Origin of the sequence: Methylobacterium oryzae (assembly GCF_036441375.1) — a bacterium.
In the GTDB taxonomy this organism is placed as follows: Bacteria; Pseudomonadota; Alphaproteobacteria; order Rhizobiales; family Beijerinckiaceae; genus Methylobacterium; species Methylobacterium oryzae_A.
In genome coordinates, this window is sequence record NZ_MLCA01000007.1 from 51800 (window position 1) to 70184 (window position 18385).

Consider the following 18385-nt stretch of genomic DNA (forward strand, 5'->3'; position numbering starts at 1 on the left):
CCCGGCAATGCTGACCTCCATCCTCGTCAGCGGCCTCGGCCTCGGCAGCATGTACGGGCTCGTGGCCCTGGGCTTCCACGTGACCTACGCGGTGTCGGGGACCGTGAACTTCGCGCAGGGGAGCGTCGTCACCCTGGGGGCGGTCCTGGCCTACGCGCTCGGCGTCACCCTCGGCTGGCCGATGCCGGCCGCGATCGTCCTGGCGCTCGCCGGCTGCGCCCTGTTCGGCCTCGTGGTCGAGCGAACGCTGGTCCGCCCCTTCGCGGCGCGCGGCTCGGACGCGTGGCTGCTCGCGACGGTGGCGGGCGGCATCGTCCTCGACAACACCGTGCTGTTCACCTTCGGCAAGGAGCCGCGCAGCCTGCCCTCGCCGCTGGCCACGCGGCCGGTGGAGATCCTCGGGACCGGCATCTACCCGCTGCAGCTCGTGATTCCGGTGGTCGGGATCGCGCTCGCCTTCGCGATCCGCACGGTGTTCCGCCGGACCGATCTCGGCCGCGTCCTCCTCGCCGTGGCGCAGAACGCCGACGCCGCCCGGCTGATGGGGATCGACGTGCGCCGCACCGTGGCCTGCGCCTTCGCGCTCTCGGCGGTGCTGGCGGGCATCGCGGGCCTGCTGATCGCGCCGCTCTTCTCGGTCTCGGCCGAGCTCGGCACGCTGTTCGGCCTCAAGGCCTTCGCGGTGGCGATCCTCGGCGGCATCGGCTCCGCCACCGGGGTGATCCTGGCGGGGCTGCTCTACGGCCTCGTCGAGGCCGGCGTCACCGCGACCCTCGGCTCGACCTACACGCAGCTCGTGGTGTTCTCGGTGATCATCCTGGCCCTCACCCTGCGCCCCGACGGCCTGCTCGGCCGCGCCGCGGTCAACAAGGTCTGACGCGATGCCGTACCTGCGCTCAGGCCCGGCGATGCGGCTCGGCATCGCCGGCCTCACCGCCGCCGCGCTCGGCCTCGTCGCGCTGACCGCCGGCTACAGCCACTTCGTGATCGCCCTCGTGGCGCTGACCACGGTGGCGGGCGTCGGCCTCAACGTGCTCCTCGGCCTGACCGGGCTGATCTCCTTCGGCCAGGCCGGCTTCTACGCGATCGGCGCCTACGCGAGCGCGATCCTGACGCTCCACGGCGTCAGCTTCTGGCTGGCGCTCCCGCCGGCGGCCCTGGTCGCGGCGCTCGTCGGCGGCCTCGTGGCGGTGCCGGCGATGCGGGTGAAAGGCCCCTACCTCGCCATGCTGACGATCGCCTTCGGCTTCATCGTCGAGCACGGCCTGATCGAGGGCGGCGAGCTGACCGGCGGCCAGAACGGCCTCGTCGTCACCGACGCGCCGACGGTTTTCGGCGAACCGCTCTCGCCGGCCGGCCTCGCGGTGCTGGCGGTGCTCGCGGCCGGGGCGAGCCTCGCCGGGTTCGACCTCCTCGCCCGCAGCCGCCTCGGGCGGGCGATGCGCGCCGTGCGCGACGCCGACGTCGCCGCGGCGGCTCTGGGCTTCGACCCGGTCCGGGTGAAGACCCTGGCCTTCGCGATCTCCGCCGCCCTGACCGGCCTCGCGGGGGCAATCCTGCCGCCGCTGATGCTGTTCATCGCGCCGAGCTCGTTCCCGTTCTCGCAGTCGATCCTGTTCGTCCTCTCGGTGATCGTCGGCGGGGCCGGCACGGTGCTCGGCCCGCTCCTCGGGGCCCTCGTCACCGTGCTGCTGCCGGAGGCGCTGTCCGGCCTCGCCGAGTACCGCCTGCTGTTCTTCGGCGTCGCGACCCTGGCGGTGCTGTGGCTGGTACCCTCGGGGCTGGTCGGCAGCCTCGCCCGGCTGCTGCCCCGAGGCCGCGACGAGGCGGCCGCCCCGGAGAGCGAGGAGGTACCGCTGCCCGGCACGGCGGCGCGCGAGGCACTCGTCCTCGACGGCGTCGGCATCCGCTTCGGCGGCATCACGGCGGCGGACGGCGTCGACCTCACGGCGCGGCCGGCGGCCGTCACCAGCGTGATCGGCCCGAACGGGGCCGGCAAGACCACCGTGCTCAACATGGTCTCGGGGTTCTACCGCCCGAGCGCCGGGGCGATCCGGCTGGGCGGGCGCGACCTCGCCGGTCGGCCAGCCCACGTCGTCGCCCGCGCCGGCATCGCGCGCACCTACCAGACCACGCGCCTGTTCGGCTCGCTGCCGGTGGCCGACAACGTCGCCCTCGGCCTCGCGCCAGGCCGGCTGTGGCGCCGNGCGCTCGCCGGCAGCCCCGCGGTGCTGCTCCTCGACGAGCCCGCCGCCGGCCTTTCGCGGGCCGACACCGATCGGCTGGCCCGGCTGATCCGCCGGATCGCCGACAGCGGCGTCGCGGTGGTGCTGGTCGAGCACGACATGCCGCTGGTGATGGGCATCTCCGACCACATCCTCGTCATGGATGCCGGCCGCCCGATCGCGCGCGGCACGCCCGCTGAGGTCCGGCGCGACCCGGCGGTGCTGCGCGCGTATCTCGGCGGCGCCGACACCCCGGCCCGGCCGCGGAGCGCGCCGTGGCAGGGACCGGCGGACGCCGTCCTCTCGGTCCTCGACCTGACCGCCGGCTACGGCGCCGCGCCCGTCCTCGACGGCGTCCATCTCGACGTGCGGCCCGGCGAGACCGTCGCCCTGCTGGGCGCGAACGGGGCCGGCAAGTCCACGGCGATGCGGGCGCTGGCGGGGCTGCTGCGCCCGGTCGCGGGATCGGTCGTGTTCGACGACCGGCGCGTCGACGCGCTGCCCGCCCACCGGATCGCCCGCGGCGGCCTCGTCCTGGTGCCGGAAGGGCGGCAGGTCTTCCCGGAGCTCACCGTCGTCGAGAACATCCGCCTCGGCGCCTTCGGGCGCGGGTCGCCGATCGACCCGGCCGAGGTCGAGCGCCTGCTCGACCGGTTCCCGCGGCTGCGCGACCGGGCGGCGAGCCGGGCGGGCCTGCTCTCCGGCGGCGAGCAGCAGATGCTGGCGATCGCCCGCGGGTTGATGGCGCACCCGCGCATCCTGCTCCTCGACGAGCCGTCGCTCGGCCTCGCCCCGGCGATGATCAACGCCCTCTACGCGACCGTGGCCGAGCTGCGCGACGAGGGCGTCACCATCCTGATCGTGGACCAGATGGCGGCGCTGGCCCTCACGGTCGCCGACCGCGGCTACGTGCTGGAGCAGGGCCGGGTCGTCGCGCGCGGAACCGCCGCGGAGCTGTCGGCGGACAAGGGGCTGGAGGCGGCCTATCTCGGTGCGGCGTAACGGGGGCTCTGATGGACACGAATGCCGGACACGGTCGCTACGGCTACAGCGCCCTCCCCGACCGCCCGGTCTACGACTGGCCGGAGGGCAAGCGGCTGGCCGTCTATGTCGGGCTGAACCTCGAGACCTTCGCGTTCGGCGAGGGCCTGGGTGCCGAGCTGGCGCCCGGCGGCCCGCAGCCGGACGTGCTCAACTACGCGTGGCGCGACTGGGGCAACCGGGTCGGCGCGTGGCGGATCGCCGAGATGCTGGACGCTCTGGCGATGCCGGCGAGCGTGCTCGTCAACAGCAACCTCTACCGGGACTGCCCCGGGCTGATCGAGGCGTTCCGGTCGCGGGGCGACGAGATCGTCGGCCACGGACGCACCAACGCCGAGCGGCAAGGCACCCTCGACGAGGATGCCGAGCGGGCGCTGATCGCCGAGACGACCGCGGTGATCGCCGCGCAGGAGGGCCGCCCGCCGGCTGGCTGGCTCGGGCCGTGGATCTCACAGTCGCGGGTGACGCCCGATCTCCTCGCCGAGGCCGGCTACCGCTACCTGCTCGACTGGGACCACGACGACCAGCCGACCTGGTTCGCGACCCGCGGCGGCGGCCGGATCCTGACGGTGCCCTACCCGCAGGAACTCAACGACATCCCCGCGATCGTCGCCCGCAAGGAGACGGGCCGCCAGTTCGCCGAAGCCATCGTCGACGCCTTCGAAGAAATGCTGGAGCAGTCTCGGGGCACGCCGCTGGTGATGGGCATCGCGCTCCATCCCTATATCGTCGGGCGCCCGCACCGGCTGCGGCCCCTGCGGCAGGCGCTCCGGCACATCGCAGACCGCCGCGACGCCATCTGGCTCACCACCGCCGGGGCGATCGCCGACCACATCGCGGCGCGGGAGGCCGGGCCGCGCTGACGCGGCCCTGACCCCGGCGGGCTCAGAGCACCTGCGACAGGAACCGGCGCGTGCGCTCGTCCCGGGCGGAGGCGAAGAAGGTCGCGGGCGGCCCGTGCTCGACGATCACGCCGCGGTCGGTGAAGTAGATGTGGTCGGCGACGTCGCGGGCGAAGTTCATCTCGTGCGTGACGAGCATGCAGGTCATGCCCTCCTCGGCGAGTTCCCGGATCGTCACCAGCACCTCCTTGACCGTCTCCGGATCGAGGGCGGCGGTGACCTCGTCGAACAGCATCACGTCCGGCCGCATCGCCAGCGAGCGGGCGATGGCCACGCGCTGCTGCTGGCCGCCCGACAATTCGCCCGGATAGGCGTTCTCCTTGCCGGCGAGCCGGACCTTGGCGAGGAGCGCTCGCGCCCGGGCCTCGACCTCGCGCTTCTCCTGCCCGAGGACGTGGATGGGGGCCATCATCACGTTCTGCAGCGCGGTCTTATGCGGAAACAGGTTGTACTGCTGGAACACCATGCCGACCTTGCGGCGCAGCGCCAGCTTGTCGAGCCGCGGATCGGTCACCTCGATCCCCTCGACCTCGATCGAGCCCGCGCTCACCGGCACCAGGGCGTTGACGCAGCGGATCAGCGTCGACTTGCCCGAGCCCGAGGGGCCGATAATGCAGACGACCTCGCCCTTGCGGACGTCGAAGCTGATCCCCTTCAGCACCTCGAACGTCCCGAAGGATTTGTGCACGTCGACGACGCGGACGATCGGCTGATCGGGGGTCCAGCTCGGGGCCGGGGTGGCGGCCAGGGTCGCGCGCGTCATGGTCTCAGCGGGTCTCGAAGCGGCGTTCCAGGGCGGCGGTGAACCGGTCGATCGGGTAGCAGTAGAGGAAGAAGCAGAGCAGCGCGAAGCCGTAGAGCGGCGCGAACAGCTCGGGGCGGCCGCCCTCGGCGGCGTGCACCTGCGCGGTCAGCGTCAGCATCTCGGTGACGCCGACGATGGAGGCCTGCACGGTCGCCATCGCGATGAGCGAGTAGACGTTCATCCAGGGCGGCAGCATGCGCTTCGCGCACTGGGGCAGGATGATGCGCCACATCGTCTGCCGCCGGGTGAAGGCCAGGGATTCGGCGGCCTCCCACTGGGTGTTGGGCACCGAGCGCACCGCGCCGCGGACGATCTCGGCGACGTTGGCCATGACCGGCAGGCTGAAGCCGAAGGTCGCCTTCACCCAGTCAGGCAGCGGCACGCGGACGCCGAACACCGTGACCTGGAACGGCACGAGGAACATCACGAAGAACAGCAGCACCAGCCAGGGCACGTTGCGGAAGACCTGCGTGGCGCACCACGCGAGGCGGGGCAGCACCCGCCCCTCGGCCAGCATGGCCAGACCGAGCCCGATCCCCGCCACCGTCCCGATCGCCATCGCCATCAGCGAGATCGCGACGTTGAAGGCGAAGCCGGTGAGCAGGAGGGGCGCCCACTTGATCACGACCTCCAGCGGCGACAGCGCGGCGGCCCCGCCCTGCGCCCAGGCCGGGACGGCGACGAGGGCGAGGCCGGCCAGCAGCCAGAGATGGGCCGGGCGCAGGCGCGCCGCCGCGCGGTCCCTCGGGAGCGCGAAGGGCAGGAGCACCGGCAGGTCGCCCGGTCGCCCGCCCCGCGGATCGGCTGCGCTCATCGGCCGTATCCCGGGATCCGCAGGGCGCGCTCCCAGCGGTGCATGATCCAGACGAGCACGCCGACGAGGACCGCGTAGGTCGCCAGCAGCACGAGCATCATCTCCAGGACGTTCTGCGACTCGGACCAGATCTGCTTGACCGCGTACAGGGTCTCCGGGACCGCGATGGCGTAGGCCAGCGTCGTCGTCTTCAGGAGGTTGATCAGGTTGTTGTTCAGGGCCGGCAGGCAGACCCGCAGGGCCAGCGGCAGGACGACGTACCGGTAGGCCTTGAAGCGGGTGTAGCCCAGGGCCTCGGCGGCCTCGACCGTGGTCCGCGGCACCGCCTCGATGCCGGAGCGGAAGATCTCGACGTTGAACGCGCCCGCGAACAGCGACAGCGAGATGATCGCCCACTGGACGTTGTTGAGGATCGGGGCGCGCAGGCCGTCGGCCGAGCGGATGTCCGGCAGCAGCGTCCCGAGGCCGAAATAGAAGAAGAAGATCTGCACGAGCGGCGGCGTGTTGCGGAACACCACCACGAACCCGTTGACCAGCCCCCGCAGGACGCGCGACGGCCCGCTCTGCAGGAGCGCCCCGACCGCGCCGATGACGAGGCTCGCCAGGATGGTGCTGATCCCGAGGAGCAGCGTCATCCGCAGGCCGGCCACGTACCGGTCCCAGTCGTAGGGGTCGTAGAAGACCGTGAAGTTGAAGCCCGTGGTCTCGTAGAGCTGCTGGAACCACGCCTGGATCGTGGCGATCATCGCGGGCTAACGCTCGGTGTTGTCGCGCAGAACCGCATCAGTTGGTCGCGTTCTTGTACTTCTCGTGCATCGCCTTGGAGTAAGCGGTCGGCTCGATGCCCCACTTCTTCTCCTCGTTGACGATGAAGCCGGTCTTCATCCAGTCCTTGGTGGCGTCCTCGACCGCGGCCTGGAGCGTGGTGTTGCCCTGCGCCACCGCCATCATCCACGGGGCGTCGAGGATGCCCTTGAGCGGCAGCGCGTAATTGGCCTTCCAGTCGTCGTCGAGCAGCTTACCCTGCAGCATGCTCTGGTCGTAGACGTAGCCGATGCAGTTGCCCTGCTTGAGCGCGAAGAGCGGCTTCTCGGACCCGTCGAAGGCGACGATCTCGGCGCCGTAGGTCCGCGCGACGTCCTTGTTGTACCACGCCCCCGAGGTGGCGCAGACCGGCTTGCCCTTGAGCTGCGCCCAGTCGGTGATGCCGGACGACTTGGGCAGCAGGACGTTCACGAAGTCCGAATAGTAGTTCGGGTCGATCGCCTGCACGACGCGGCGGCGCTCCGGCTTGTCCGACAGGGTGGCGATCAGCAGGTCGACCTTGCCCTGCTGCAGGAACTCGATCCGGTTGGCCGAGACCACCGGCACGAGTTCGAGCTTGACGCCCAGCCGCTTGGCGAGGTCGGCGGCGAGGTCGGGCTCCAGGCCGATGATCGTCCCGCTCGGGTCGCGGAAGCCGAACGGCTTGTAATCCGCCTTCACGCCGACGATCAGCGTCCCGCGCTTCTTGATCGCGTCGACGCCGTCAGCGGCCGTGGCCCGGCCGGGCAGCGCGACGGCCGAGAGCGCCGCGAGCGCGGCCATCGCACCGGTGGTCAGAAGGGTGCGGATCGTGAGTCGCATCGGGTCTTTCCTGCTCGGGTCGGCCGATCTTGGCACGGTTTCAAGCAATCCACGAGCCATTAGCCGGCGCATCAACTGAAACGTGCCAGGGTGAAGGGGCTGAGATCGACCGTGCCGCCGGTCCCGGCCAGCTCTGCGGCGACGGCCTCGCCGATGCCGGCCGAGTGCTTGAAGCCGTGCCCCGAACAGGCGGAGACCACCGTGACCCGGTCCATCGCGGGATGCCGGTCGATGATGAAGCCGCGGTCGGGGGTCACCGTGTAGACGCAGGCCGCGGCCTGGACGACCTCCGGGGTCGCGCTGGCCAGCCGGTTCGCGACGCGCAGCCGGTACATCTCGTCGGATTCGGACGGGTCGACGCGGCGCTCCACCCCGTCGGCGCTGGTGGTGGTGCTGTACTGCTCCGTCGCGACCTTGATGGACCCGTCGAGCGGCGGGAAGCCGTAGAGGTATTCCGTGTCGCTCGTCCCGTACATCCAGATGAAGACCGGTGAATGCGGCCCGTAGGCGGTCTCGTCCGCGAGCGCGTACCAGTGCAGAAGCTGACGGCGGACGGTCAGGAGCCGGTCGAACGGGCTCCCGAGCAGCGGCGCCGTCCAGGCGCCCGCGGCCACGACGGCGCGGTCGGCCAGGACGGGCCCCTCCGCGGTGTCGATGCGGACATCGCTCCCGTCCTGCTGCAGCCCGACCACCGCGCAGTTCGTGCGGATCTCCGCCCCAGCGGCCTCCGCGCGGCCGAGCTGGGCCGCGAGGCAGCGCTCCGGGAAGACGTAGCCGCCGCCCGGCTCGTAATAGGCCTTCTCGTCGCCCGCGAGGTTCAGGAATTGCGGGAAGCGGCGGGCCACCTCCGCCCCTGTCAGCACCTCGTGGACGATGCCGGCGCCCTCCGCGGCGCTGATGGAGCGCCCGACGAAGTCCGGCTTGCCGTGATGCGAGGAGACGCCGTGGCCCGGGGCCATGACGAGCGCCCCGCAGGCGTTCAGCAGGGTCTCGCCGGTCTCGGCTTCCAGCTCGCGCCAGATGCGGTGCGAGGCGGTGACGAAGGGGACGTAGTCGGCGCCCTCACCGACCGCCTGACGGGTGATCCGCGTCTCGCCGTGGCTCGACCCGAGCGCGTGGGGCGGCGCGAAGCGGTCGAGCCCGATGACCGCGGCGCCCCGCTTCGCCAGCTGGTAGAGCGCGGCGCTGCCCATCGCGCCGAGACCCAGCACGGCGACGTCGTAGCGGCGGCTCACGGCCGGCACGCCCGCAGGCTGCCGGGTCGGGACGCCGCGGCAGCGCGGAACGGGGGCAGATCGGCAGGTTGAGGCATCCGGGGGCGGTCTCGCGCGGCACGGGAAGACGGCACACAGCATGATCAATGCCGAGGCGGGCGTTTGACTGAAACGGACGGTTTCCTGCACGTTTGAGCCATCGAAGAGCGGAGGGGGGCGTGCGAGATGGAGGCGGAGACCGGGGATCGCCCACAGGAGATCGGCTTCATCCTCGTGCCCGGCTTCGCGCTGCTGTCCTTCGCTTCGGGGTGCGAGCCGTTCCGGGCGGCCAACGAACTTGCCGGGCGGCCGCTCTACCGCCTGCGCTACTTCGGCGAGTCGGAAGGCCGGGTGGCCGCCTCGTCGGGCGCCGAGGTCCCCACCGAGGCGCTGCCGCGCCAGCGCGGCCACCTCCACACCCTCTTCGTCTGCGCGGGCGGCGAGCCGACCGGGTGGGACAGGCCCGAGATCCACGCGACCCTGCGGCGGATGGCCCGACTCGGCGTCCGCATCGGCGGCATCTCGGGCGGTCCCTACCTAATGGCCGCGGCGGGTCTGCTGGCCGATCGCGCGTTCACGCTCCACTGGGAATATGCCGGTGCCACGGTCGAGACCTTCCCGGAGGCGCGCCTGAGCCGGGCGCGCTACGTCGCCGACGGCGATCGCCTGACCTGCGGCGGCGGCGTCGCGCCCCTGGAGATGGCCCACGCCCTGATCGCCGAACGCATGGGCGAGGCCTTCGCCCGGCGCGTCTCCGACTGGTTCCTCCACACCGCCATCGGCGCCGCCGACGACCCGCAGCGGGCCTCCGCGGTCGAGCGCTACGGAATCCACCATCCGGCTCTGCTGGCGGTGCTGGAGACGATGGAGAAGACCGTGGAGGCGCCGCTCGGCCGCCTCGCCATGGCGCGCCTCGCGGCGATAAGCCCGCGCCACCTCGACCGGCTGTTCCTCGACAAGCTCGGGCTCAGCTTCTCGGCCCAGTACAGGGCGATCCGCCTCGCCCACGGACGCCGCCTTCTGCGCCAGAGCCCGCTCAGGATCGGGGAGATCGCGACGGCCTGCGGCTTCACGAGCGCGGCCCATTTCGCCCGCTGCTACCGGTCCCAGTTCGGCTGCAGCCCGTCCGCGGAGCGCGCGTGACGTCCGCCCGGGTCGTCCGAGCGGTCAGTCCCGCGCGTCCGGCAGCGCCTTCGGGTCTGCGGGATCGTCTCGGCGCAGCGCGACGCCGCTGGTGCCCTGGGCCAGCATCGCCCGCAGCAGCGCCTCCATCTGCGCGGCGGCCGCCTCGACCGCTAGGCCGCCCTCCCGGATGTTCGAGATGCAGTTCCGCCGGGAATCAGGCAGCCCCGGCGCTGGGCCGAACGTGACGTAGCAGCCCAGGCTGTCGGAGGCCGACAGGCCCGGCCGCTCCCCGATCAGAACCACGACGCAGCGCGCCCCGAGTCGCGCCCCGATCGGATCGCCGATCGCTACACGTCCCTGGCTCGCGACGACCACCGGCGCGAGACGCCAGCCGGCCCGCCGCACCCGCACTGCCAGCGCCGCCGCCGCCGGGACCGCGTTCAGCGCGACCGCCGTCGCCGACAGCCCGTCCGCGATCACGATCGCCACGTCGAAGCCCGCCCCGTGCCCGTCGAGCACCGACCCGGATTCCGGATCGAGGGTGCGGCCCCTGTCCGGCCGGCGCAGGTACTCCGCCCGGTCGGTCACGGCGGAGCGGACCTCCACCGCGTCGAGGCCCTGCGCCCGCAGCCCTTCGCGGATCGCGGCCGCGTCGAGGGGCGTCCAGACCGCCTCGCGGGCGCGGGCGTGGTCGAGGCCGAAGGCGAGCGCAGCGCCGGTCGGAAGGCCGGCGCCGTGCGCGCCCAGCGCGATGCGGGCCTGGGTCAGACCGCGCAGGTCAGGTCGCGCAGCGTCGGGGGGCCCGCGCGGGCCGGCTCGGCCGGGTCGCTCACGCGGCCCGCCCGGGCAGGAGCCGGGACGCCTCGGCGAGGGCCTGGGGCAGCACGCCCGCCGCGCTGGCCAAACGGCCCTGCGCGTCCGTGATGCGCACGTCCCGCAGCCACGCCTCGAATTCCGGGGCCGGACGGCGACCCAGGGTCTCGCGGGCGAAGACCGCGTCGTGGTGGGAGAGCGACTGGTAGTTCAGCATCACGTCGTCCGCCCCCGGCACGGTGATGACGAAGTTGACGCCGGCCGCGCACAGCAGGGTCAGGAGCGCGTCCATGTCCTCGCCGTCGGCATCGGCGTGGTTGGTGTAGCAGACGTCCACGCCCATCGGCAGGCCGATAAGCTTGCCGCAAAAATGGTCCTCCAGCCCGGCGCGGATGATCTGCTTGCCGTTGTAGAGATACTCGGGGCCGATGAAGCCCACGACCGTGTTGACGAGGAGCGGGTCGAACTCCCGCGCCACCGCGTAGGCGCGCGCCTCCATGGTCTGCTGATCGACGCCCCAGTTGGCGTCCGCGGAGAGGGCCGAACCTTGCCCGGTCTCGAAATACATGAACTGACCGCCCGCCGGGCAGCGGCCCAGCGACCGGGCCGCCTCGGAGGCCTCACGCAGGACGGCGAGATCGACGCCGAAGCCGGCATTGGCCTTCTGCGAGCCCGCCACCGACTGGAACACGAGATCGACGGGCGCCCCGCGCGCCATGGCCTCGATCGCCACCGTGACGTGGCCGAGGCAGCAGTGCTGGGTCGGCACGTCGAGGCGCAGCCGCAGGGTCTCCAGGAGCTCGACGATGCGGATGTAGTCGGGAAGGGAATCGGTCGCCGGATTGACCCCGATGACCGCGTCGCCGGAGCCCATCAGCAGGCCGTCGAGGGCCGAGATCAGGATGCCCTCGGACGAGTCGGTCGGGTGATTGGGCTGGTTGCGGGTCGCGAGTCGGCCGGGCAGGCCGATGGTCGAGCGGAATCGCGTCACCACCGGCCGCTTGGCGGCGACGGCGACGAGGTCCTGCAGCCGGCAGATCTTGGAGACCGCCGCGACCATCTCGGGCGTGAGGCCGGGCGACAGGGCGGCGAGCGCCGTTGCGTCGGCGGCGGGGGAGAGCAGCCACTCGCGGAAGGCGCCGACCGTGAGGGCGGAGACCGGCGCGAAGGCGGCCGCGTCGTGCCGGCGGGCGATGAGGTCCGAGACCTCGTCCTGATCGGAGGGGATCAGCTCCTCGGCCAGGAAGGTCTTGAGCGGCAGGTCCGCGAGGGCGATCTGCGCGGCCAGGCGCTCCACCGGGCCCTCCGCGCAGAGGCCGGCGAGCTGGTCGCCCGAGCGCTCCGGCGTGGCCTTGGCGAGCAGGCTGCGCAGGTCGGGGAAAGTGAAGCGTGTGCCTTCGATCGTCGTCGCGTAGGCCATGCGGGCGCTCCCGGCGCGCTGTCGGACGTCAGCGAGCCCGATCCTGCAGGATGTCGGGGCCGCCGGGAAGCGGGGACGGCGCGGGCGCTGCCCGCCCTCAGGCCGGCAGCACGACCACCTTCGTCTTCACCGGCGTGCGGGCGTAGAGGTGGATCATGTCCTGGCTGAGCAGGCCGACGCAGCCGCTGGTGATGCCCGTGCCGATCGATTCGGCGTCGCTGCTCGCGTAGATCGTGTAGAGCGTGTAGGCGCCGTTCTGGTAGAGGTGGAGCGTGCGGGCGCCGAGCGGGTTGTCGAGGCCGCCGGGCATGCCGCGGGCGTATTTCGCGGCCTCGGGCTGGCGCCGGATCATCTCCTTGGGCGGGGTCCAGGTCGCCCATTCGGACTTGCGGCCGACATAGGCGTCGCCGTTCCACAGGAAGCCCTGGCGGCCGACATTGGCGCCGTAGCGCGTGGCGGTGCCGTCGCCCTCGATGCGGTAGACGTAGTAGTTGGCGGGATCGACCACGATCGTGCCGGGCGCCTCCGACGAGGCGTACTGGACCGTCCGCCGGTAGTATTTCGGGTTGACCTTGCTGACGTCGACCGCCGGGATCGGGAACTTCTCGTTCGGCATCGGCCCGTAGGTCTTCGCCGCCTCGGCCATGAGCAGGGTGTCGGTCGTCCCGCACCCGCCGAGCGAGAGGGCGCCGATCCCCAGGGCCGAGCCGGCCAGGAACGACCGGCGGCTCAGACGCCCGGCCTCGCGCTCCGGATGCCCGCGCCCGTCGAGGCCGCCGGCCATGCGATCGTCCGTCATCATCGCCCTGGACTTCCCTGTCCTGCAGCCCGGCGCGACCGCGCGGCGTGCCTTTGCCGCGCGAACGGCCAAGCTCGAGAGTGCCGCGTGCCAGCGCACCTGGCAAGCTTGTCCTTACAGAGCCGAGAGCGGCCGAAATGCGTCGCAAGTGTGGTGGATCCTCGCGATCTCCAGACTTCGTTGTCGAACTTGCGTATCGAATGTGCCGCGCGTGCTTCGACTGCCGCAGGCGCCCCCCGGACGGCGACGCCTGTCGGCGGAGTCAGAACTGCACGCCGCGGGTCAGGCTGCCGTCGACCACGAGGTTGGTGCCGGTGATGAAGCTCGCCGCCGGGCTCGCCAGGAACACGGCCGCGCGGGCCACCTCCTCCGGCCGCGCCATCCGTCCCGTCGGGTTCAGCCGGAGCGCCTCGGCGAACAGCGCGGGGTTGCCGGTCTCGATCTGGTGCCAGACGCCGCCCGCGAAGTAGGTGTTGCCGGGCGAGACCGAGTTGGCCCGGATGTTCCGGGGCGCGAGCTGGAAGGCCAGGCCCTGCGCGTAGTGGATCAGCGCCGCCTTGAAGGCGCCGTAGGGCCCCGCCGCGAAGTCGATCTCGCGCCCGGAGACGCTGGAGATGACGACGATCGCGCCGGCCTCGGAGCGCTCGAGGTACGGCATCGCCGCCTCGACCGCCGTGACGGTGCCCATCATGTCGACCGCGAAACCGCTGCGCCACGCCGCCTCGTCGCTGCCGACCGCCAGCGCGCTGACGTTCGGCACCACGATGTCGAGGCCGCCGAGCTCATCGGCGGCCTCGACCACCCAGCCGCGCAGGGCGGCGGGATCGGCGACGTCGACGGCGCGCCCGGTCGCCGCCACGCCCCTGGCGCGCAGGGCCGCCACCTTGGCGGCGACCTCCGCTCCGTTGCGGGCGCAGAGGGCGACCGCCGCCCCCTCGTCGGCCAGCAGGTCGACGATCGCCGCGCCGATCCCCTTGGTGCCGCCGGTCACCAGCGCCCGGCGGCCTCTGAGCCCGAGATCCATGCCGTCCTCCTCCGTCGCCGGTCAGGCGTGGGCGATCGCCTTCGTGATCGAGGCGCCGAGCGTGTATTTCGGATCGACCATGTTGCCGAGCCGCACGCGCCCGCACTGCGTGAGCAGCATGTAGGCGTCGATCTCGTCGAAGCCGAAATCGGCGGCGAGCCAGCGGATCAGCTCCCGGTAGGCGATGCGCGCCGCGTCCTCCATCGGCCGGGACGAGCCGATCGTCATGTAGAAGTCTTCGGTCTCGAGCCGCGGCCAGCGGAAGGTCCAGCCCTTGATCAGGTCGATCTGCACCGTCGTGTGGGTCGGGTGCTCCACCGCGACGCCGCAGAGTTCGCCGTCGCCCTGCGCGGCGTGGCAGTCGCCGAGGTAGAGGAGCGCGCCCTTCGCATTCACCGGCAGGTAGATCACCGCGCCGACGCCCACGTCCGGCAGGTCCATGTTGCCGCCGTAATAGTCCGGCTGCAGCGAGGAGATCGCCTCGATCTCCGGCGAGGTGCCGATCGTGCCGATGAACGGCTGGTAGGGCAGCGTGATCCGGTCGTTCCAGCGCACGCCATTCTCGGCCGTGACCTCGAGCTTGCGCACCCGCTCGGGGAGCGGCGGATTGAGGAGCGCGGTGTCGCCGGTGGCGACGAGGCCGCCGAATTCCGGCATGATCAGCGTCGTGCCGCAGGGCTGCGGGCCGCGCGGCCGGATCGAGCGGATCGCCACCGCGAGGCAGTCGCCCTTCTCGGCGCCGTTGACGTAGATCGGCCCGTTCTGCGGGTTGAGGTACGGGAAGTTCAGGATCTGCGTCGGGCTGTCGGTCTCGTGGCGGATCTTGCCCTCGAAGGCGTCGTGGGTTTCGACGGTGACGACGGCGCCGGGATCGACGGTCAGCACCGGCTCGGCGAAGGGCCCGTACACGTAGTGGTAGCGGCCCTGCTCGGCCTCGGTGATCGTGTGCTCCCGGCCGGGCTTGCCGCCGGCGACGCCCTTGCGGGCCATGATGGACTGGTCGAGCCACTGCATGGTCGTCTCTCCCTTGGTTGTCTGCCGTGTCGTCAGACGGCGAGGTGGCGCCGCACGAGGTCGCGGTCGTCGAGGTCACCGGCCGTCAGTTCCGCGACGATCCGGCCCTTGTCCATGACGTAGCTGCGCTGGGCCATGGCGCGGATCAGGTCGAGGTTCTGCTCCACGAACACGATCGTCACCCCGGTGCGGCGGTTGAGATCGACCAGGGTGCGGCCGATCTGCTGCACCACCGATGGCTGGATGCCCTCGGAGGGCTCGTCGAGCAGGATCAGCGCCGGCCCGCCGACGAGGACGCGGCCGATGGCGAGCTGCTGCTGCTGGCCGCCCGAGAGCGTCCCCGCCCGCTGCCCGCGCCGCTCCCGCAGGATCGGGAACGGCCCGAAGGCGCGCTCGTAATCCGGCCGCTCGCCCTTCGGCAGCAGCGACGCGCCGACCGTCAGGTTGTCGGCGACGCTCATGCGCGGGAAGACGTCGCGGCCCTGCGGCACGTAGCCGATGCCGAGGCGGGCGCGCCGGTGGGCGGCGAGCCCCTCCACGGCCGCGCCGCGGAACGCGATACCGCCCGCGGAGGCGGGCAAGAGCCCGACGAGGCTGCGCATCAGCGTCGACTTGCCGACGCCGTTGCGGCCGATCACCGCCACGATCTCGCCGGGCCGGACCGCGAGGTCGACGCCCTGCAGCACGGGCTTGCCGCCGTAGCCGGCGCGCAGGCCGGTCGTCGCGAGGAGCGGCTCAGGCATCGGCGACGCTCCGCAGCGGCGGCGCGTCCGCCTCCCCGAGGTAGATCGCGGCGACCCGCTCGTCCGCGATGATCGCGTCGGTGGTGCCCTGGGCGAAGATGCGCCCGACATGGAGCACGGTCACCCGCTGGGCGATCTGCCGGACGAAGGCCATGTCGTGCTCGATGGCCAGGACCGCGACGCCGTCGCGGTTGAGCGCCTGCACCATCGCGCCGGTGGCGAAGGTCTCGTCCGGCGACATCCCGGCGGTCGGCTCGTCGAGGAGCAGCAGGCGCGGCTTGAGGCTGATCGCCATGCCGATCTCCAGCCACTGCTTCTGCCCGTGGCTGAGGGCGCCGGCCCGGTCGGAGGCCGCCGCGGTGAGGTTGAGGAAAGCGAGCAGCCGGCGGATCTCGGCGCCGAGCGAGGCGCCCTCGAGATGGTGCTGCAGGGCGATCTCCAGGTTGTGCGCCACCGACAGGCTCGGGAAGATGCCCGGCACCTGGAACTTGACGCTCATGCCGCGCCGGATCCGCGCGAAGGGCTTGAGCGCGGTGATGTCCTCGCCGGCGTAGAGGATCTGCCCGCGCTCCGGCGCGTACTCGCCGAGCAGCAGGCGGAAGAAGGTGCTCTTGCCGGCGCCGTTCGGCCCGATCAGGCAGTGGATCTCCCCCGCCGCGAGGGCGAAGTCGATGTCGTTGGTGACGTGCAGCCCGCCGAAATGCTTGCTGAGCCCGCGGGTCTCGAGGAGCGGAATCATCGGCCGGCCTCCCGGCGACGCAGGCGGCCGAGCCCGCGCAGGGCCGCCACCACGAGGCCGTCGGGCGCCGCCAGCACCACCACGACGAGGAGCAGGCCCATCACCACCAGGGCGTACTGGCTGCCGTAGATCGTCAGCGCCTGGAAGCCGCCGAGCACCAGGAGCGTGCCGATGAGCGTGGCCGTCAGGTCGCCGCGGCCGCCGACCGCGACCCAGATCACCGGCAGCGCGGCGGCGGTGAGCCCCATGCTGGAGGGCGTGATGTACTGGCCCCAGGCGGTGTAGAGGGTGCCGCTCAGCCCCGCGAGGGCCGAGCCGATCACGAAGGCGGCGAGCTGGTAGCGCCGCACGTCGTAGCCGAGCATCTCGGCCCGCTCCGGGTTCTCGCGGATCGCCACCAGCACGTTGCCGAACCGGGCGTTCACCAGGATGCGCAGCGCGAGGTAGACGACGATCAGGAGGCCCAGGAGGCCGTAGTAGAGGGCGACGTCGGGGAATAGCACGACGTCGCCGTCGGGCCACGGCACGGTCAGGGGCGGCATGCCGCTCATGCCGTTGTAGCCGTTGAGCCGCGCCGCCCCGATCTTCCATTCCGGGCCGGCGGTCTGCGCCATGAAGCGCTCCAGGGCGAGCGTCACCGACAGGGTGATGATGCCGAGGAAGACGCCGCCGATGCGGCCGAAGAACAGGAAGTAGCCGAGCAGCGCCGCCATCGCGGCCGAGAGCGCCACCGCCAGCACCAGGGCCGCCAGGGTGAAGCCGTAGGCGGCGCCGACGTTGAGGGTGAGCACGCCGTAGGCGTAGCCGGAGAGGCCGAAGAAGGCGGTCTGGCCGAAGCTGAGCGCGCCGCCGTAGCCCCAGATCAGGCACAGGCCGAGCGCCATGAACACCCAGCAGAAGAAGTACGCCGTGTTGCCGACCGTGTAGCCGTCCGCGAACCACGGATAGGCCACCGCGGCGGCGACCGCGAGCGCGAAGGCGGTCCAGAAGGCCGGGCCGCGCCCCAGGGTCTGCGGGCCCTCGAGGCGCCGGAGCAGGGTCTTCGCCGAGGTCATGGCCGGAATCATCGCCATGGCCTCAGGCCCGCTCGCGCAGGATCAGGCCCGAGATGCCCCGCGGCAGCACCCGGATCACGAGGATCACCGCGACGAGGAGCCCGATCTGCCCGAAGAGCTGGCCCTGCCACGTCGTGAGCAGCGCCCGCACTGTGCCGAGGACCAGCGCCGCCGGCGCCGTGCCGAGGAAGATGTCGGCGCCCCCGACCACCACCGTGACGAAGGCCTCCATGATGAAGGTCGTCCCCATGGTCGGCACGATGGTCATGGTCGGCGCGTAGAGCCCGCCCGCGAGGCCCGCCAGCGCCGCGCCGAGGCCGAAGGTCAGGGCGTAGACGGTGCGCGTGTCGACCCCGAGGGCCTCAGCCATGTGCGGCACCTGGATGGTGGCGCGGGCGAGCGTCCCGAAGCGGGTGGCGTTGAAGGCGAGGTAGAGACCGGCCAGCACCGCGACGGCGGCGACCATCAGCACCACCCGGTAGGTCGAGTAGGAGTAGCCGCCGAGCGTGAAGCTGCCGAGCGGCGTGCCGATTCCCGGCATGCTGGAGCCCAGCAGGATCAGCGTGCCCTGCGTCGCCGCGAGGCTGATGCCCCAGGTCGCCACGATCGTGTCGAGGGGCCGCCCGTAGAGGTGGCGGATGACGAGGCGCTCCATCACCATGCCGACGGCTCCGGCCGCGAGCGCGCCGGCCAGGATCCCCAGCGGCAGCGGCAGCCCCGCCCGCGTGGTCGCCGCCGTGACGTAGGCGCCGCACATGATCAGCTCGCCGTGCGCGAGGTTGATCACGCCCATCATGCCGAACACCACCGCGAGGCCGCAGGCGGAGAGGACCAGGAACGAGAACGCGTCGCCGATCTGGTAGAGGAACGTGAAGGCGTGGGTCAGCAGGTCCATCCGGAGGCCCGTTCGTGATGGCTGTGGGCCGGGGCCTCGGCCCCGGCGATGTCGCGTCGTCTCCGGCCCGGGGCCGCCGCGCGCGGATATCC

At 72.1% G+C, this 18385-nt stretch carries 18 protein-coding genes; 4 read left to right on the forward strand and 14 right to left on the reverse strand.

The window, feature by feature from the left end:
• Window positions 1-7 precede the first annotated feature (7 nt).
• From MOTC310_RS14500 to MOTC310_RS14510, 3 genes are all read left to right on the forward strand, one after another.
• A complete protein-coding gene (locus MOTC310_RS14500; protein WP_331302279.1) occupies window positions 8-877 on the forward strand; it encodes a branched-chain amino acid ABC transporter permease in 870 nt (289 codons plus the stop codon).
• 4 nt (window positions 878-881) lie between these two features.
• The gene (locus MOTC310_RS14505; RefSeq protein WP_331302280.1) at window positions 882-3227 is read left to right on the forward strand and encodes a branched-chain amino acid ABC transporter ATP-binding protein/permease; all 2346 of its coding nucleotides are present in this window, start codon (window positions 882-884) and stop codon (window positions 3225-3227) included.
• An 11-nt stretch (window positions 3228-3238) separates the two neighbouring features.
• Entirely contained in the window at window positions 3239-4129 is an 891-nt protein-coding gene (locus MOTC310_RS14510; RefSeq protein WP_331302281.1) for a polysaccharide deacetylase family protein, read from the forward strand.
• Window positions 4130-4151: 22 nt separating this feature from the next.
• Here MOTC310_RS14510 and MOTC310_RS14515 read toward each other — a convergent pair whose 3' ends face one another.
• The 5 genes from MOTC310_RS14515 to solA all read right to left on the reverse strand — a co-directional run bounded on the left by MOTC310_RS14515 (window position 4152) and on the right by solA (window position 8648).
• The gene (locus MOTC310_RS14515; protein ID WP_331302282.1) at window positions 4152-4931 is read right to left on the reverse strand and encodes an amino acid ABC transporter ATP-binding protein; all 780 of its coding nucleotides are present in this window, start codon (window positions 4929-4931) and stop codon (window positions 4152-4154) included.
• Window positions 4932-4935: 4 nt separating this feature from the next.
• Entirely contained in the window at window positions 4936-5787 is an 852-nt protein-coding gene (locus MOTC310_RS14520) for an amino acid ABC transporter permease (RefSeq protein ID WP_331302283.1), read from the reverse strand.
• Window positions 5784-6533 (reverse strand): amino acid ABC transporter permease, encoded by a 750-nt coding sequence (locus MOTC310_RS14525; RefSeq protein ID WP_331302284.1) that lies wholly within the window; start codon window positions 6531-6533, stop codon window positions 5784-5786. Before MOTC310_RS14525 ends, MOTC310_RS14520 begins: the two co-directional genes overlap by 4 nt.
• Before the next feature lie 37 nt (window positions 6534-6570).
• Window positions 6571-7413 carry a transporter substrate-binding domain-containing protein gene (locus tag MOTC310_RS14530; protein ID WP_331302285.1) on the reverse strand — a complete coding sequence of 281 codons (843 nt, stop codon included), beginning with the start codon at window positions 7411-7413 and terminating at the stop codon, window positions 6571-6573.
• A gap of 71 nt (window positions 7414-7484) precedes the next feature.
• Window positions 7485-8648, reverse strand: coding sequence for an N-methyl-L-tryptophan oxidase (gene solA, locus MOTC310_RS14535; RefSeq protein ID WP_331302286.1), 1164 nt, complete (start codon window positions 8646-8648; stop codon window positions 7485-7487).
• Window positions 8649-8852: 204 nt separating this feature from the next.
• On the opposite strand from solA, the gene MOTC310_RS14540 reads away from it, so the two are divergent.
• Entirely contained in the window at window positions 8853-9809 is a 957-nt protein-coding gene (locus tag MOTC310_RS14540) for a GlxA family transcriptional regulator (protein ID WP_331302287.1), read from the forward strand.
• A gap of 24 nt (window positions 9810-9833) precedes the next feature.
• On the opposite strand, the gene eutC is transcribed toward MOTC310_RS14540, so the two are convergent.
• The 9 genes from eutC to MOTC310_RS14585 all read right to left on the reverse strand — a co-directional run bounded on the left by eutC (window position 9834) and on the right by MOTC310_RS14585 (window position 18293).
• Window positions 9834-10568 (reverse strand): ethanolamine ammonia-lyase subunit EutC, encoded by a 735-nt coding sequence (gene eutC, locus MOTC310_RS14545; RefSeq protein ID WP_331302482.1) that lies wholly within the window; start codon window positions 10566-10568, stop codon window positions 9834-9836.
• A 52-nt stretch (window positions 10569-10620) separates the two neighbouring features.
• Window positions 10621-12024, reverse strand: a complete 1404-nt coding sequence (locus tag MOTC310_RS14550; RefSeq protein ID WP_331302288.1) for an ethanolamine ammonia-lyase subunit EutB — start codon at window positions 12022-12024, stop codon at window positions 10621-10623.
• A 97-nt stretch (window positions 12025-12121) separates the two neighbouring features.
• Window positions 12122-12826 carry a L,D-transpeptidase gene (locus tag MOTC310_RS14555; RefSeq protein WP_331292722.1) on the reverse strand — a complete coding sequence of 235 codons (705 nt, stop codon included), beginning with the start codon at window positions 12824-12826 and terminating at the stop codon, window positions 12122-12124.
• Window positions 12827-13085: 259 nt separating this feature from the next.
• Window positions 13086-13847 (reverse strand): SDR family NAD(P)-dependent oxidoreductase, encoded by a 762-nt coding sequence (locus tag MOTC310_RS14560; RefSeq protein WP_331302289.1) that lies wholly within the window; start codon window positions 13845-13847, stop codon window positions 13086-13088.
• A 21-nt stretch (window positions 13848-13868) separates the two neighbouring features.
• Window positions 13869-14861, reverse strand: a complete 993-nt coding sequence (locus MOTC310_RS14565) for an acetamidase/formamidase family protein (RefSeq protein WP_273559263.1) — start codon at window positions 14859-14861, stop codon at window positions 13869-13871.
• A 32-nt stretch (window positions 14862-14893) separates the two neighbouring features.
• Complete coding sequence (locus tag MOTC310_RS14570) at window positions 14894-15604, reverse strand: ABC transporter ATP-binding protein (RefSeq protein ID WP_331302290.1); 711 nt, start codon at window positions 15602-15604, stop codon at window positions 14894-14896.
• On the reverse strand, window positions 15597-16340 hold the full coding sequence (locus MOTC310_RS14575; RefSeq protein WP_331302483.1) for an ABC transporter ATP-binding protein: 744 nt from the start codon (window positions 16338-16340) through the stop codon (window positions 15597-15599). Before MOTC310_RS14575 ends, MOTC310_RS14570 begins: the two co-directional genes overlap by 8 nt.
• Window positions 16340-17398 (reverse strand): branched-chain amino acid ABC transporter permease, encoded by a 1059-nt coding sequence (locus MOTC310_RS14580; RefSeq protein ID WP_331302291.1) that lies wholly within the window; start codon window positions 17396-17398, stop codon window positions 16340-16342. Before MOTC310_RS14580 ends, MOTC310_RS14575 begins: the two co-directional genes overlap by 1 nt.
• 22 nt (window positions 17399-17420) lie before the next feature.
• Window positions 17421-18293 (reverse strand): ABC transporter permease subunit, encoded by an 873-nt coding sequence (locus MOTC310_RS14585; protein WP_331302292.1) that lies wholly within the window; start codon window positions 18291-18293, stop codon window positions 17421-17423.
• Window positions 18294-18385 lie beyond the last annotated feature (92 nt).